15 protein-coding genes are annotated in these 14,767 nt (G+C 54.9%); 9 read left to right on the forward strand and 6 right to left on the reverse strand.

Going from position 1 to position 14,767, the window contains the following annotated elements; genetic code table 11:
• Positions 1 to 15: 15 nt before the first annotated feature.
• The 4 genes from truA to rplM all read right to left on the reverse strand — a co-directional run bounded on the left by truA (position 16) and on the right by rplM (position 2,730).
• On the reverse strand, positions 16 to 759 hold the full coding sequence (gene truA / locus G4V39_RS01860) for a tRNA pseudouridine(38-40) synthase TruA (RefSeq protein WP_166031315.1): 744 nt from the start codon (positions 757 to 759) through the stop codon (positions 16 to 18).
• Positions 760 to 773: 14 nt separating this feature from the next.
• A complete protein-coding gene (gene argC / locus G4V39_RS01865) occupies positions 774 to 1,814 on the reverse strand; it encodes an N-acetyl-gamma-glutamyl-phosphate reductase (protein WP_166031316.1) in 1,041 nt (346 codons plus the stop codon).
• 79 nt (positions 1,815 to 1,893) lie between these two features.
• A complete protein-coding gene (gene rpsI / locus G4V39_RS01870) occupies positions 1,894 to 2,286 on the reverse strand; it encodes a 30S ribosomal protein S9 (protein ID WP_166031317.1) in 393 nt (130 codons plus the stop codon).
• A gap of 15 nt (positions 2,287 to 2,301) precedes the next feature.
• Positions 2,302 to 2,730: a 50S ribosomal protein L13 gene (gene rplM / locus G4V39_RS01875; protein WP_166031318.1), complete on the reverse strand. Its 429-nt coding sequence runs from the start codon at positions 2,728 to 2,730 to the stop codon at positions 2,302 to 2,304.
• Between the two features lie 219 nt (positions 2,731 to 2,949).
• Between rplM and G4V39_RS01880 the strand changes: the two genes are divergently transcribed.
• The 9 genes from G4V39_RS01880 (at position 2,950) to G4V39_RS01920 (ending at position 12,982) form a co-directional block, all read left to right on the forward strand.
• Positions 2,950 to 4,179 carry a molybdopterin molybdotransferase MoeA gene (locus G4V39_RS01880; protein WP_166031319.1) on the forward strand — a complete coding sequence of 410 codons (1,230 nt, stop codon included), beginning with the start codon at positions 2,950 to 2,952 and terminating at the stop codon, positions 4,177 to 4,179.
• A 75-nt stretch (positions 4,180 to 4,254) separates the two neighbouring features.
• On the forward strand, positions 4,255 to 6,063 hold the full coding sequence (locus G4V39_RS01885) for an aldehyde ferredoxin oxidoreductase family protein (protein ID WP_166031320.1): 1,809 nt from the start codon (positions 4,255 to 4,257) through the stop codon (positions 6,061 to 6,063).
• Between the two features lie 5 nt (positions 6,064 to 6,068).
• Positions 6,069 to 6,350 (forward strand): MoaD family protein, encoded by a 282-nt coding sequence (locus G4V39_RS01890; RefSeq protein WP_166031321.1) that lies wholly within the window; start codon positions 6,069 to 6,071, stop codon positions 6,348 to 6,350.
• Complete coding sequence (locus G4V39_RS01895; protein ID WP_166031322.1) at positions 6,307 to 7,080, forward strand: HesA/MoeB/ThiF family protein; 774 nt, start codon at positions 6,307 to 6,309, stop codon at positions 7,078 to 7,080. The genes G4V39_RS01890 and G4V39_RS01895 overlap by 44 nt, the downstream gene beginning before the upstream one ends.
• On the forward strand, positions 7,040 to 8,959 hold the full coding sequence (locus G4V39_RS01900; protein ID WP_166031323.1) for a molybdopterin biosynthesis protein: 1,920 nt from the start codon (positions 7,040 to 7,042) through the stop codon (positions 8,957 to 8,959). Before G4V39_RS01895 ends, G4V39_RS01900 begins: the two co-directional genes overlap by 41 nt.
• Positions 8,960 to 9,020: 61 nt before the next feature.
• Positions 9,021 to 10,301 (forward strand): phosphopyruvate hydratase, encoded by a 1,281-nt coding sequence (gene eno, locus G4V39_RS01905; RefSeq protein WP_166031324.1) that lies wholly within the window; start codon positions 9,021 to 9,023, stop codon positions 10,299 to 10,301.
• Positions 10,302 to 10,604 (forward strand): HU family DNA-binding protein, encoded by a 303-nt coding sequence (locus tag G4V39_RS01910; protein WP_166031325.1) that lies wholly within the window; start codon positions 10,302 to 10,304, stop codon positions 10,602 to 10,604. It abuts the gene before it with no gap.
• Positions 10,605 to 10,708: 104 nt separating this feature from the next.
• The gene (locus tag G4V39_RS01915) at positions 10,709 to 10,957 is read left to right on the forward strand and encodes a helix-turn-helix domain-containing protein (protein ID WP_166031326.1); all 249 of its coding nucleotides are present in this window, start codon (positions 10,709 to 10,711) and stop codon (positions 10,955 to 10,957) included.
• Between the two features lie 15 nt (positions 10,958 to 10,972).
• Positions 10,973 to 12,982, forward strand: a complete 2,010-nt coding sequence (locus G4V39_RS01920) for a PAS domain-containing sensor histidine kinase (protein ID WP_166031327.1) — start codon at positions 10,973 to 10,975, stop codon at positions 12,980 to 12,982.
• Here G4V39_RS01920 and G4V39_RS01925 read toward each other — a convergent pair.
• Together G4V39_RS01925 and aroA are read right to left on the reverse strand one after the other, a co-directional pair.
• Positions 12,915 to 13,493, reverse strand: a complete 579-nt coding sequence (locus tag G4V39_RS01925; RefSeq protein WP_166031328.1) for a shikimate kinase — start codon at positions 13,491 to 13,493, stop codon at positions 12,915 to 12,917. The two genes, G4V39_RS01920 and G4V39_RS01925, sit on opposite strands and share 68 nt — an antisense overlap.
• Positions 13,490 to 14,758 (reverse strand): 3-phosphoshikimate 1-carboxyvinyltransferase, encoded by a 1,269-nt coding sequence (gene aroA, locus G4V39_RS01930; RefSeq protein WP_166031329.1) that lies wholly within the window; start codon positions 14,756 to 14,758, stop codon positions 13,490 to 13,492. The genes G4V39_RS01925 and aroA overlap by 4 nt, the downstream gene beginning before the upstream one ends.
• Positions 14,759 to 14,767 lie beyond the last annotated feature (9 nt).

The raw sequence follows: 14,767 nt of genomic DNA on the forward strand, positions 1-14,767 counted from the left end.
CCAGTTCCTTTCCTTTTAGTCGTAGATGACCTCTTTAAGATAGAGCCCTTGAGGGGGGGCCGGCGGTGGGGCCAAAGAACGATCCCGGGCATCAAGAAGCTGAACAAAATCCTCAGGACTCATCCGCCCTTGCCCTACCCTTACCAGAGCCCCGGCTAAGTTGCGAACCATATAACGCAGAAACCCATCGGCGGTAATCTCAAAGCGAATCATCCCGGCTACCGGGACCCTTTTAATGGTTGCCTCAAATACCGTCCGCACGGTGGTCCTGGTAGAGGTGCCAGTATTACGAAAACTGGCAAAGTCTCTGCGACCTTGAATATAAGGTAAACAGGCCTTCATGGCCTCAAGATCCAGGCGATCCGGCACCCACCAGGCATAGTTACGCCAGATGGCCGAACGTACCGGTCGAGAAAGTATCTGGTAAAAGTATGTCTTCTTTTTGGCCGAAAACTGGGCATGGAATTTGAGATCCACTTCCTCCACTTTGATAATGGCCATATCACGGGGCAAAAGGGCATTCAAGGCCCGACCGAGACTGGCTGGATCCAAGGAAGAGGTGGTCTTAAAGTTGGCCACCTGGCCCAGAGCGTGGACGCCGGCATCGGTACGACCGGCCCCTCGGATATGGACGCGATGATTTAAAATTCGGGAAAGGGTCTCTTCTAAAGTCCCCTGAATGGTTGGACCGACCTTTTGCCTCTGCCAGCCGAGGTAGTTGGTCCCATCATATTCGATGGTCAGCTTTATGTTGCGCACCGGATCCCCCCCTGTCAGGGGTAAAGAGCCGGGCCGACGAGCCCCATTGTCTCCTTAAGGCCACACATGAGATTCATACACTGAAGGGCTTGACCGGCAGCTCCCTTGACCAAGTTGTCAATTACCGAAATGATGACCACCCTCGCGGTCCTTTCGTCCGGGACCACTGCCAGACGACACTGATTGGTCCCCCGAACATGGGCCACATCGGGTAATTCCCCGGGGGGAAGAACGGACACAAAAGGCTCCCCCTGATAGGCCTTCTTAAGGGCCTCCCGGAGATGATCTCCAGAGACGCCCGGTCGAGGAAAGACATATATGGTGGACAATATCCCCCGGGTTATGGGGAGAAGGTGGGGAACAAAGGAGACCCGGACCTCACTCCCAGCGGCAAAAGAAAGTTCCTGCTCCATCTCGGGAATATGCCGGTGACCTGGAAGGCCGTAGGCCCTAAAGGCCTCATTTACCTCGGCAAAGATAAGGGGCAGCTTGGCCGCCCTTCCCGCTCCTGAGACCCCGCTCTTAGAGTCAATGATAACCTCCCTCTCGATCAATCCTTGAGACAGGAGGGGATGAAGGGGCAGGATGACACTGGTGGGATAACAACCGGGGCCGGCTACCAGGTGGGCCTCCATGATCTCCTCCCGCCAGATCTCGGGCAGGCCATAGACAGCCTCATCCAGGAGCTCAGGCGCAGTGTGTTTGGTCTCATACCAGCGCTCATAGGTGGCAGGATCCTTGAGACGAAAATCAGCTGAAAAATCAACCACCTTGACCCCGGCAGCCAGAAGATCCGGAACAATGGCCATAGCCGCTCTATGAGGCACACAGCAGAAGACAAGGTCTGCCTTCCGGGCCAAGGTCTTGGGCTCAGGATCCTCAAAGTGAAGATCCGGATAGGCCAAGGCCAGACTGGGAAAGACATCTTTGAGGAGGCGTCCTTTCTCTTTGCGGGAGGTGATGGAGACTACCTCCACCTCTGGATGACAGGCCAGAAGGCGCAAGAGCTCAGCCCCTGTATAACCACTGGCTCCTACTACGGCGACCTTAATCATCCCCGGCTCCTTAAAACTAAAAAGGGGAAGGCCGACCTTCCCCTTTTGGTAACGTCTTGGTTAGCAAAGACCAAAAGATTTAACGCTTAGAGTACTGCTGACCGCGTCTGGCTCCACGAAGACCGTACTTTTTGCGCTCCTTGACCCGGGCATCCCTGGTGAGAAAGCCAGCCTTTTTGAGAGAAGAACGAAAATCCGGATTGAAGAGCACCAGGGCTTTGGCAATACCATGACGAATGGCCTCGGCCTGGGCGGACTTCCCTCCCCCGCAGACGGTACAGATAACATCAAACTGCCCCTTGGTCCCCGTTAAATCAAAGGGCTTATCCACCACGAACCGAGCCACCTCGGTATCAAAGAAGGTTTCAAAATCCTGATTGTTGACCTTAATCTGACCAGAACCCGGGGCCAACCAGACCCGGGCGATGGCTGTCTTTCTCTTGCCAGTGGCATAAAATCTAGTCTCTGCCATATCAGTCCCCTCGAGTTAGAGATCTAGTTTTTCGGGTTGTTGCGCCTGATGAGGATGTTCCTCTCCCCGATAGACCTTAAGCTTTTTAAGCAACTTACGGGAGAGACGGTTCCTGGGGAGCATTCTCTTGACCGCCAGACGAATAACTTCCTCCGGCTTTTCAGCAAGCATCTGGGCCGCTGATCGAACCTTAAGCCCTCCCATATATCCCGAATGACGATAGTAGAACTTGTCAGTAAGTTTCTTGCCTGTCAGTCGAACCTTGTCGGCATTGATAACAATGATAAAGTCACCAGTGTCCAGGTGGGGGGTGAATTCCGGCTTATGTTTGCCCCGCAGTCTTATGGCAATCTGGGTGGCCAGACGGCCAAGGACTTTATCCTTGGCGTCCACCACATACCACTTTCTCTTTATCTCATTGACCTTGGGCAGTGGAGTCTTCATGGATCGTCCTGCCTTTCCGCTTAAGATTCCGAAACAGCGTCGAATGTTTAAAAGAACTTGGCCCACTTGTCAAGGAGTGGACTTCAAAAAGGGCCGATGACTAAAATATCCCAAATTTTTGCTCCTCGGCAGCGTAAACAAATTTCGGGCTGCTTGAGAATCAGACCGGTCTTTAAAGAAGGCTTGACTTTAGAAAGAATAGTTAGTTTGTCTTGAGATGTGGAGTTCTTCTTTCGGGTAAAGACTGTGGCCGAGGTTCTGGATATCATCTCCTCTTTTCCCCCCCTGCCGGAGGAGGAGGTCGACCTATCAGAAGCCTTGGGGCGTTTTGCCGCCGGTAATATTCTTTCTCCGGAGGATCTTCCTCCCTTTTCTCGCAGCACAATGGATGGTTACGCCGTCCGGGCCGAGGAGACCTTTGGGGCCAGAGAGGGAGAACCAACCGTTCTTAAAGTAGTGGGAGAGATTCCCATGGGCCAGGCCCCGGATTTTTCTCTGGGCCCAGGTGAGGCGGCCAGAATCGCTACCGGAGGGATGCTTCCCCAGGGGGCCAATGCCGTGGTCATGGTGGAGCACACCGAGACCATCGGCGATCTGGTGGAAATTCTCCGTCCTGTAGCCCCGGGAGAAAACGTTCTCCGCAAAGGTGAGGATATCTCTCAGGAAGACATTATCATCAAAGGAGGCACCAGATTCACCCCGGCCCTCCTTGGTCTCCTGGCTGGAGTAGGGATCGGCAGGGTTCAAGTCCGGCAGCGGCCTCGGGTAGCCATAATTTCTACGGGAGACGAACTGGTGCCGTCCCAAGAAAGGCCAGCCCCAGGTCAGATCCGAGACATAAACACCATCTCCCTCTCGGCCGCCATAATGGAGGCCGGAGGCCTAGCCCTACCAATGGGTATCGTTCCTGACGATGAGGAAGCCCTCTTTAAGGCCGTATCCCTGGCCCTTGAGGAGGCCGAGGTGGTTCTTATATCCGGAGGCTCATCCGTAGGAACTCGAGACTACACCCTTAAGGTTATAGAAAGGCTGCCCGGTTCAGAGCTTCTCTGTCATGGTCTGGCTGTTCGACCCGGCAAGCCGACCATCCTGGCCCGTGTCGGCCATAAGGCGGTCTTTGGCCTTCCTGGGCAGGTAACCAGTGCCCTCTTGGTCTTTTATATCCTTGTCAGACCTCTTGTCTGTCATCTTCAGGGAGCCCAAGGAAAGGAGCTCTTCTTACCCCGGACCTGGGCCCGGGTTAGCCGAAATCTGGCCTCGGCTATGGGCCGAGAAGACTATATCCGGGCCCACCTCTCCTTTAATGAAGATGGCCTCTGGGCCGAACCCATATTTGGTCGTTCCGGACTTCTGTCTCCCCTGGCCCGGGCCCAAGGTCTTATCAGGATTCCCCAAAACAGTGAGGGAGTCTATCAAGGAGAGATGGTTGAGATATTTCTCCTGCCCTAAAGAGCAATTCTATTGCCCCTTAAGATCCTTTATGCTTTAAAGAACAAAATCCCTCATTACTCAAGGAGGTGGGCTATGTCCGGCACTTACGCCCGGAAACTTCTAAGGGTCAACCTCTCAACCGGCGAGATCAAAACAGAAGAGATCCCGGACAAACTTCTCCGAGATTATATCGGCGGCCGCGGTCTGGGGGCTTACCTCCTATCCCGGGAGCTTCCTCCAGAGGCAGATCCCCTCGGGCCAGAAAACGTCCTTGTCTTTGCCACCGGTCCCCTTACCGGAACCCCTGCCCCCACCGGAGGACGCTATATGGTTCTGGGCAAAAGCCCCCTTACTGGTCTGATAGCTTCCTCTAATTCCGGGGGGCATTTCGGGGCCGAACTTAAGGCCGCCGGATTTGATCTCGTTGTCTTGGAATCAAGGGCCAGTGAACCGGTCTATCTATCTATAAAGGATGGTCAGGCTGAGCTAAAGCCGGCAGATCATCTCTGGGGGCTAGATACCCACGAGACTGTCTCCCGACTCCTGGAGGATTTTGGCGATCCAGGGGCCAAGGTGGCCTGCATCGGACCGGCCGGGGAAAACCTGGTTCGATTCGCCTGTATCATCAATGATCGGCACCGGGCCGCCGGAAGATCCGGAGTGGGAGCCATCATGGGCGCCAAAAGGCTCAAGGCCATCGTCGTCAGAGGCCATAAACGCTATCAAGCCCCGGAGGAGAAGGTCTTCATGGACTTTGTCCGCCAAAAGACCGACATCCTTCGACGCGACCCCATCACCGGTGAAGGTCTCCCTAAGCTGGGCACCAAGGTACTTGATTCCATTATCAACGCCCATGGGCTCTATCCCACCCGAAACTTTCAGACCGGGGTCTTTGAGGCCACAGAGGAGGTCTCTGGAGAAGCCCTGGTGGAGAAGGGCTATCTCAAAAAGAACCGGGGTTGCTATGCCTGTCCTATCCGCTGCGGCCGGGTGACAGAGCTTCCTACCGGCCACAAGGGCGAAGGTCCGGAGTACGAAAGCGGCTGGTCTTTAGGGGCCTGCTGCGGGGTAAAGGACCTCATTGCCATTACCGAAGCCAACTACCTCTGCAACCGCCTGGGGCTGGACACCATCTCCTGTGGAGTGACCATTGCCTGCGCCATGGAGCTTTACGAAAAGGGCCACCTTCCCAAGGAGGATCTAGCCGGAGGGCCGGAGCTCCGCTTTGGTAGCTCCGAGGCCATTATCTATTATACTCATGCCCTAGCCAGGCGTCAGGGGCTAGGGGACAGGCTGGCCGAGGGGGCCCTACGCCTGGCGCAGGCCTACGGGCATCCGGAGCTGGCCATGGTGGTCAAAGGCCAAGAACTTCCCGCTTATGATCCTCGAGGGGCCCAAGGACACGCCCTCCAGTACGCCACCTCCAACCGAGGGGGCTGCCATGTAAGGGGTTATCTTATTGCTCCAGAGATCTTAGGAGTCCCGGAGAAGCTGGATCCTCAGGAGACGGCCGGCAAGGCCCAATGGGTTAAGATCTTCCAGGATCTGACAGCGGTAATCGACTCTACCGGCCTTTGTCTTTTTACCTCCTTTGCTCTGGGGGCTGAAGATTATGCCCAGCTCCTCTCCGCGGCCACCGGCTTCAACTACACCGTAGAGGAGATGCTCCTTTGTGGCGAACGGATCTGGAATCTGGAGCGCCTCTTCAATCTGAAGGCCGGGCTTGATCCTTCAAAGGACACGCTACCTGATCGTTTTCTCCAGGAACCTCTTCCCGAAGGGCCGCAGAAGGGAGCGGTGGTCAGACTCTCTGAGATGCTGCCTGAATATTACCGGGAGCGGGGATGGGACCCTTCAGGCCGACCCACCGAGGAGAAGCTCCGGGAGCTGGGTCTAATTTAGCTTAAATGAGGGTGATACTGCGTTTCTTTGGCCTCCTTCGCCTTGATCTGGGCCGCCGGGATCTGTCCCTTGACCTTCCAGAGGGAGCCACTGTCGCCGAAGCCATAGAAGAGGCCAGCAGAAGCCTTGGCCCCGGTCTTAAGGAACGTCTTCTTGACGCCGGGAGAACCCAGCGGGGGACTATTATCCTTCTTAATGGCCAGAATATTCTTTATCTACGAGGCCTAGAGACAGAACTCAAAGATGGAGATCAAATCGACCTCTTTCCTCCAGGGGCCGGTGGCTGAAGAGCTTTTTGCCAGACACCGGCCTCTTATCTCCCCAAAGGCCCAAAAATCCCTTAATGAAGCCACCGTCTTGGTGGCTGGCCTGGGAGGCCTTGGGTCGGCGGTCTCCGAGGCCTTGGTAAGGTTGGGAGTTGGTGAACTGCATCTGATTGATCATGGCCGGGTAGATCTTCCGGATCTTAATCGCCAAATTCTCTATACTGCTTCTGATCTAGGACGAAATAAGGTCGAGGCGGCCGCCCAAAGGCTAAGCCACATTCGGCCAGGGGTCAGACTCCACCTTCATCGACAGACCATTGGGCCAGGTTTTGCTATCCCTTCTGGGGTTAATGTCGTTGTTGATGCACTGGATAACCTCCCTGGCCGCCTCACTCTCGACGAGGCGGCCCAAAAGGCCGGAGTTTTTTTGGTCCATGCTGGTTTAGACGGTCTATTTGGCCAGGTAACCACCATTGCCCCTTATGGAGGGCCCAGGCTGAGAGAGATCCTTGCGGGAGCCAAGCAACCCCAAAGACCGATAGTCGCCATGGCTCCGGTCTGCCTCATCCTTGGGGCCCTGGAGGCCCTTGAAGTCTTAAAGATCATCTCCGGGATCGGAAAATCTCTGGTTGGCCGACTTCTGGTGGTTGACCTTCTAAGCTATAGTCTGGAATCTATCCCCCTTAGGGCGGCAAAGGAGGCCTGTCCTCATGAAAGAAAGAAGAATATACCTCCGAATGAAATCCCTTGATGAGGCCCGAAATTTATTTCTAAGGGCCCTGCCAGACCGAAAAATCCTAAAGACCGAAGAGATTCCTGTCTCTGAAGCTAGGGGGCGAGTGACCGCCGACCCCATATTCGCCCGCCTCTCCTCCCCTCCCTTTAACGCTGCCGCCATGGACGGGGTAGCCGTCCGGGCCGAGGAGACCTTTGGGGCCAGTGAAACTACCCCCCTTATCCTCCGTCTGGGGGAAGAGGCCATCTTTGTCAATACTGGCGAGCCCCTGCCATCTGGCAAAAATGCCGTAATCATGGTGGAACACCTTCATTTTGTAGATGAAGAGCGGGTGGAGATCCGCTCCCCGGCCTACCCCTGGCAACATGTCCGCAAGGTGGGAGAGGATATCGTCTCTGGGGAGCTTCTTTTTACCGAGGGACATAGATTGACCCCCTGGGATCTGGGGGCCCTGTTAGCTGCTGGCCATATTAGAGTCCGTGTCAGGCAACGTCCCCGGGTGACTATAATCCCTACCGGAGATGAGCTCCTTAGCCCGGAGGAGGCCCAGAAAGGGCTTCCCCCAGGCAAGGTCATCGAATTCAATTCTCAGATGCTGGCCGCCATGGTGGAAGAGTGGGGCGGCCAGGCTGAGATTTGGCCTCTTGTCCCTGATGATCTTAAAGCCTTAAGGAAGACCATCTCCAAGGCAGTTAAAACCTGCCATCTTCTGGTCATCATTGCCGGAAGTTCGGCTGGTAGCCGAGACTTCACAGCTGGCCTAGTAGAGGAGATGGGAGAGCTCCTGGTCCACGGAGTAACCATCATGCCGGGAAAACCGGTGGTTTTGGGCCTTATTGAAAAGACTCCGGTAATGGGTATCCCGGGATACCCAGTCTCGGCCGTGGTGGCCTTTGAGGTCTTGGGAAGACAGGCGATCCAGTCCCTCCTTGGAACCAGACTTCCGGAACGCGTCAGGTTGCGGGCCTTCTCCGGCCGCAAGATTCCCTCCCGGCTGGGTATAGAAGAATTTATCCGGGTTAAGGTAGGAGAGGTCTCTGGAAAAAGGGTTTTTCTCCCCCTTAAGCGAGGGGCCGGCGCCATCACCACCCTCACGCGAGCCGATGGTCTTGTCCGCATTCCGGCCGATAGCGAAGGCGTTCTGGCTGGCGAAGGAATGGAGGTGGAACTTCTTCGTCCAGAAAAAGACCTGGGACACTGTATCCTGGCGGTGGGAAGCCATGATCTGGCCCTCGAGCTCCTGGGCCAGTTTCTTCGCCGGCACTATCCAGAAATGGAGCTTTCCTCGGCCCATGTGGGAAGTCTCTCCGGGCTTATGGCCCTCCGAGATGGCCTGGCTCACCTGGCGGGAAGTCATCTTTTTGATCCTCAGAGCGGGACCTTCAACCTCCCCTACATTGAAAAATATCTTCCCCAAACTCCAGTCCGTGTGGTTCACTTCGCTTCAAGATCCCAGGGGTTGATTGTGCCTCCCGGGAATCCCAGAGGGATAAGGTCTCTTAAAGATGTGGCCCAGAAGGGGCTGACCTTCATAAACCGTCAGCCCGGCTCCGGCACCAGGGTTCTCCTGGATTACCACCTCCAGGATCTGGGCATAAATCCTGGCGAGATAAAAGGCTATGATCAGGAAGAGACCACCCATCTGGGGGTAGCGGTAGCAGTGGCCACCGGACAGGCCGAGGTGGGGCTGGGAATCATGGCGGCCGCCAGGGCTTTGGGGCTTGATTTTATTCCCCTCTTTGAGGAGCGCTACGATTTAGTGGTCCGGAAAGAATTCTTTGAAAGCCGGCTTTTTAAGCGTCTCTATAAAATCTTAAAGAGTCCGGAGTTTGCCAAAGCTGTCTCGGCCCTTGGAGGATACGGCGTAAAAGAAATGGGAGATATTATTCTCTAAGCCGGGCTTAACTTGTCAAAAAAATATCCCCCGTGCTAGAAGAGATGAAAGGAGGTTGGTTATGGGTGAAATAATTCAGATCAGGGGACGGGAGATTATTGATTCTCGCGGGAATCCTACAGTGGAGGCCGAGGTCTTCTTGGCTGGCGGTTTTATGGGCCGGGCCGCTGTCCCCTCAGGGGCCTCAACTGGATCAAAGGAAGCCCTTGAGCTTCGAGATGGAGACAAGTCTCGCTATCAGGGGAAGGGAGTCCTTAAGGCCGTGGAAAATATTAACCGGATTATCGGTCCTGAACTGGAGGGCTGGGATTCCACCCAGCAGGCCCTTATTGATCAAGCCCTCCTCAGGCTAGACGGCACCGAAAACAAAAGCCGGCTGGGGGCCAATGCCATCTTGGCGGTCTCCCTGGCTGTGGCCAAGGCCTCAGCCGAGGAGCAAGGTCTTCCTCTTTACCAATATATAGGCGGGGTGGGGGCCCGGGTCTTGCCGGTTCCCCTTATGAATGTCCTAAACGGTGGTGTTCATGCCGACAACAATGTGGATATCCAGGAGTTCATGATTGTCCCCCTCGGGGCTCCAAGTTTTAGGGAGGCCTTAAGGTATGGGGTTGAGACTTATCAGGCCCTTAAGGCCGTCCTTAAGGAGGCTGGCCACAGCACCGCTGTGGGCGATGAGGGAGGCTTTGCCCCCAATCTTGCCTCAAACGAAGAGGCCCTTGAGATTCTGGTCAAGGCCATAGAAAAAGCCGGGTTTCGTCCAGGGGAGGAGATTGCCCTGGCCATCGATGCTGCCGCCAGCGAGTTCTATAAAGACGGCCGCTATGTCTTCGCCGCCGAAGGCAAAAGCCGCAATGCCCAAGAGATGATCGACTTTTACCGCCATCTCCTAGACAACTATCCCATTGTCTCCATTGAAGATGGTCTCTCTGAAGACGACTGGGAGGGCTGGAGGGAGCTTACTGCCGCCCTGGGCAAACGCGTCCAATTGGTGGGAGATGATATCTTCGTTACCAATACCCGGATCATCGCCCAAGGGATTGACCAGGGAGTGGCCAACTCTGTCCTTATCAAGCTTAATCAGATTGGCAGTCTTAGCGAAACCCTGGCGGCCGTGGAACTGGCTCACCGAGCCGGTTACAAGACAGTGGTCTCCCACCGCTCCGGTGAGACGGAAGACACCACTATCGCTGATCTGGCGGTGGCCGTAAACGCCGGTCAGATAAAGACTGGAGCCCCCTGTCGCACTGACCGGGTGGCCAAGTACAACCAGTTACTCCGCATAGAAGAAGAGCTGGGAGAGGCCGCCGTTTTTGCTGGCCCGAAGCCTTTTAAGAGGTTCTAAATGGCCATTAACCGAGACTATCTTTCAAGAGCCGTCTATCAGGCCTCGCTCCAGACGGGGCGAGGCCTGAGTCGTTATGAGGCTGAAACCCTGGTGGACTTTTTCTTTGACCTTATCAAAAAGACCCTCCTTCAAGGCGAGGATATTCTTCTTTCTGGTTTTGGACGCTTTGAGGTTCGTCTCCGCCCTCCAAAGGAAGGGCGAAATCCCAAAACCGGCCAGAAGGTGAAGATTCCTCGACGATGGACGGTCACCTTTAAGCCTTCCCGAGTTCTGCGCCAAAGGCTCCGAAAGATCGACTAATTTTGGCCCTCCTCAGTAGCCCTTTAGCCAAACCTCAACAGAGTGAAGTTCTGACTAAAATCTGCCGATTAGACCAACAAGATAGGAAAGAGGAGAAAAAGGCCATGTTTAAGGAGGTAAGAACCTTGGAAGGCAAGCGCCATGAGCCCGAATTCATGACTTTAGAAGAGGTGGCCGAGTATCTTCGCATATCCATCAACACCTTATACAAGATGGTCCAGCAGAAACGTATCCCGGCTCTAAAGGTAGGACGCCTCTGGCGCTTTCGTAAAGATGAGATTGACGCCTGGATGCGAGAGTGCGCCAACCAGGGCCGGCGCCGCAGTCGGGGAGGCAACGGTCAGGAAGGATAATTTCTTACCCAAAAGATGAAAGACCAGATCTTCCGACTTCTGTGCGAGCAGTTCCCTTACCCTCTTTCCATCCACAACCGTGAGGGGATCATCCTCTGGGCCAACAAGGCCTTTGCCGACATGGTGGGGATGGACCTGGAGGAAATCCAGGGAAGCCATTGTTTCCAGATAGTCCACCATCTTGAAGCCTTTCCTTCATATTGCCCTTTGTTAGAGGTTATCCACTTCGGTGGTCGCGTCATTGTGCGCACAGAGGAGATTATGCCGGGGCGTATCGCTGAAGTGGTGGTAGTGCCCCTGGAGACCGAAGGTGGTAAGGTCAAGACCTGCCTTCATCTGGCCCGGGAAGTCACCGAAGAGATAGAACAGCTTAACCACCTCCGGGAGACAAAGCGGGCCTTTACGGCCATTCTGGATGCCTCGGTATCAGGTATCGCCTTTTTGGTCGATAATCGCTTCCAGTGGATTAACCGCTCCTTTAGCGAGATTCTGGGCTACGAGATAACCGAGTTGCGGAATCTTCCTCTCTCGGCCATCTTTGACTCTGATCTTGAGCTAGACATAAGACGCAAGGAAACCCATCAGGCCCTAAGACTTGAGGGGCGCTATCGTTTCCAGACCACCCTTAAACACAAAAACGGAAGCAAGGTCCACTCTCTGGTGGGAATCTCTCCCCTTGACCGCAGCGACCTTCGCCAAGGGTTAGTCCTAACCATCATCGATATTTCAGATCTTACCCGAGCCCAGGCAGCTCTTATCGAAACCCATCAACGTCTAGAGAATGCCTACGCCAAGATAAAGGAGATAAATCAGGAGCTGGCCCTCAAAAATCGGGAGCTAGAGCTGGCCCGCAAAGAGGCTGAGGAGGCCAATCGTCTAAAGAGCGAATTCTTGGCCAGCACCAGCCATGAGCTTCGAACGCCAATAAACTCTATTATGGGTTTTCTGAAGCTGATCCTTGATGGCCTCTACGACAGCCCCAACGAACTCCTGAATTTTGTGCGTACGGCCTACGATAGTGCCGAACACCTGCTCAACCTGATCAACGATGTCCTTGATGTGGCCAAGATTGAGGCCGGCCGTCTGGAAATCGACTGCCTCCCCCTTAACCTTGATGACCTTTTCACCGAGATTCGTAACCTGACCATGGTTCAGGCCGAAAAGAAACGACTTTCTCTGATGATCGAAGAACCTGGTCATATCTATGTTTATGGAGATCAGCAACGCCTCCGGCAGATACTGCTTAACTTGGTAGGCAACGCCATCAAGTTTACTGATAAGGGAGAGGTCCGGGTTTGGGCCGAACAGAAACCCGGAACCGACTTGGTGGTCATTAACGTAAAAGATACGGGCATCGGAATCCCCCCTGATAAGATTCGGGTCATTTTTGAGGCCTTCCGCCAGGTGGACTCTTCCACCAGTCGTCCATACGGGGGGACAGGCCTTGGTCTGACCATCTCCAAAAAGCTGGCCGAACTTATGGGAGGGCGATTATCCATCGAAAGCCCGGGGCTTGGCCGGGGCACCACGGCCCGCGTTTATCTTCCTCTGGCCGCCGGCATAGACCCCGGAGCCTCTCCTCTAGGACCCGAGAAGCCAGAGATAACAGATGTCTTCGTGGTCTTCCGCAACCGACGCGGATACCCAGAGATTGAAGAGGTCTTAAGAGAAAAGGGGCTTTCCTTTCGCCTCTTCTGTCATCCAGACGAGGTAGCCACCCTGATAGAAATAGACTGCCGGCCCCAGTTGGTAATCTCTGATCTCATCTTTCCCTGTCGAGAAGAGGCCAAGATCCGCACCGGAGAAGAGCTCCTTAATTTCCTGGACAAGACCGCCCCGTCAGTAGGGATAATCCTTTACGATGACATCGGCGAGCTCAATGAAGACGAACTTATTGAACACTATACCAATGCTCCCTTTAAGATCCTCCCCAAACCTCCAGAGAAAACCCCGCTCCTTAAGGCCCTTTTTGCCCTGGGAGTCCTTCAGGATTTAGAGATTCTGGAACGGAACGGCTGCTTTTAAGTCTGGCCAAGATGGCATCCCTTACCTCCTCCGGGCTGCGGCCTTCGGTATCTATGGCCCAATGAGCGACCTCCTGATAGAGGGGAAGTCTTTCGGCCAGGGTCTCTCTGATTTCATTCATCAGATCTCGATGGTTGGTCAAAGAAGGACGTTGAGTGGCTGTCTTCTCATCGGCCACAAGCCTCTGATAAATAGTTTCTGGAGAGGCCTTAAGCCAGACAACTAAACCCCGGGGGCGGATCTCTGGCCACAAGTCCCGGTGGAGTACGGCCCCCCCTCCACAGGCCACTGCCACCCCGTGCGGGAGGCAAACCATCTCCAGTAAGGCCTGTCTTTCCTGGGCCCGGAAGACCGACCACCCATAACGGGCCACTATCTCTTTGATGGTTATTCCGGCCCTCTCTTCGATGAGATGGTCGAGATCAACAAAGGCCAAACCAAGGGATTGGGCTAAAAGACGGGCCACGGTAGTCTTACCTGTAGCCCGGTAGCCAATAAGAAAGATCTTCATGGGTAAAGGGATTCAAACACCTCCCAATAGTTAGGAAAACTCTTGGCCACACAGCCGGGATCTTTTATCTGCACCCCGGCCACCTTAAGCCCCACCAGCGAAAAGGCCATCGCTATACGGTGGTCGTCATAGGTTTCGATGGTAGCCGGCCTGAGGGAGGCCCCTCCATAGATGATAAGACCGTCTTCAAGTTCCTCCACCCTGGCCCCCAGACGTTTGAGTTCTGTGGCCACAGCCGCCAGTCGGTCCGTCTCTTTGATGCGCAGATGGGCTACATTGCGGATTATGGTCTTACCCTCAGCAAAGGCAGCCACTACGGCCAGCGTAGGCACCAAATCTGGCCAGCGCCCCATGTCGATATCTATGCCCCAAAGCGAACCACTACGGGCCACTGTAACTGACTCAGAGGAGTAGGACACCCTGAGGCCCATTCGGGCCAAAATGGCCGCAAAGACAGCATCACCCTGAAGAGAGGGATGGGGAAGGTTGACCACGGTAACCTCTCCCCCAGCAATAGCCGCGGCCGCCAGAAAATAAGAGGCCGAAGAGGCATCACCTTCTACCCGATAATGAGCCGCCACGTAGGGACCGCTAGCCGGTCTGAAGCCCCCATCTTCTTTCTGAGTGGTTACCCCGAAGGCCTCCATCACCGCCAAGGTCATGGCCACATAAGGCTCCGATACCAGGGTATCCTTTAATCTTATCTCCGCTGGCTCCCTGGTATAAGGTCCAACCAGCAAAAGGGCCGAAAGGTACTGGCTACTCTTAGCCACCGAGATCTCGGTCTTGCCCCCAGAAAGCCCCTTGGCCTGGAGATAGACCGGAGGGCAAGGGTCATTAAAACAGCGGCCTCTGAGCCCCCAGGCCGCCAAAGCCTCTATTAACGGAGCAATGGGCCGTTCATCCATACGGCGTGAACCAACAATAAAGGCCTCTCCGTTTCCCAGGGCAGAAACAGCGGTCAAAAAACGTATTCCTGTGCCGTTGTTGCCCATAAAAAGAAGGCCCGGTGGCGGGTGGACCTTTCCCTCCATGCCGGTGACAAGAAGATCTTCTTCCTCATCTTCAAACCGGGCCCCCAGACAAACCAAGGCCTGACGCAAGAGAAGGGTGTCCTCACTCCTTAGCCAGCCCTCAAGGCGTGACACTCCCTTAGCCAGGGCGGCACAGACCATGGCCCGCTGGGTGATACTTTTTGAACCCGGCACCTTGACCCGGGCCGAAAGTTGGCCATTGAGCGGCTTTACAGGATAGAGATCTGACATCTTTTCTTC

This window comes from Thermosulfuriphilus ammonigenes (genome assembly GCF_011207455.1).
Lineage (GTDB): Bacteria > Desulfobacterota > Thermodesulfobacteria > Thermodesulfobacteriales > ST65 > Thermosulfuriphilus > Thermosulfuriphilus ammonigenes.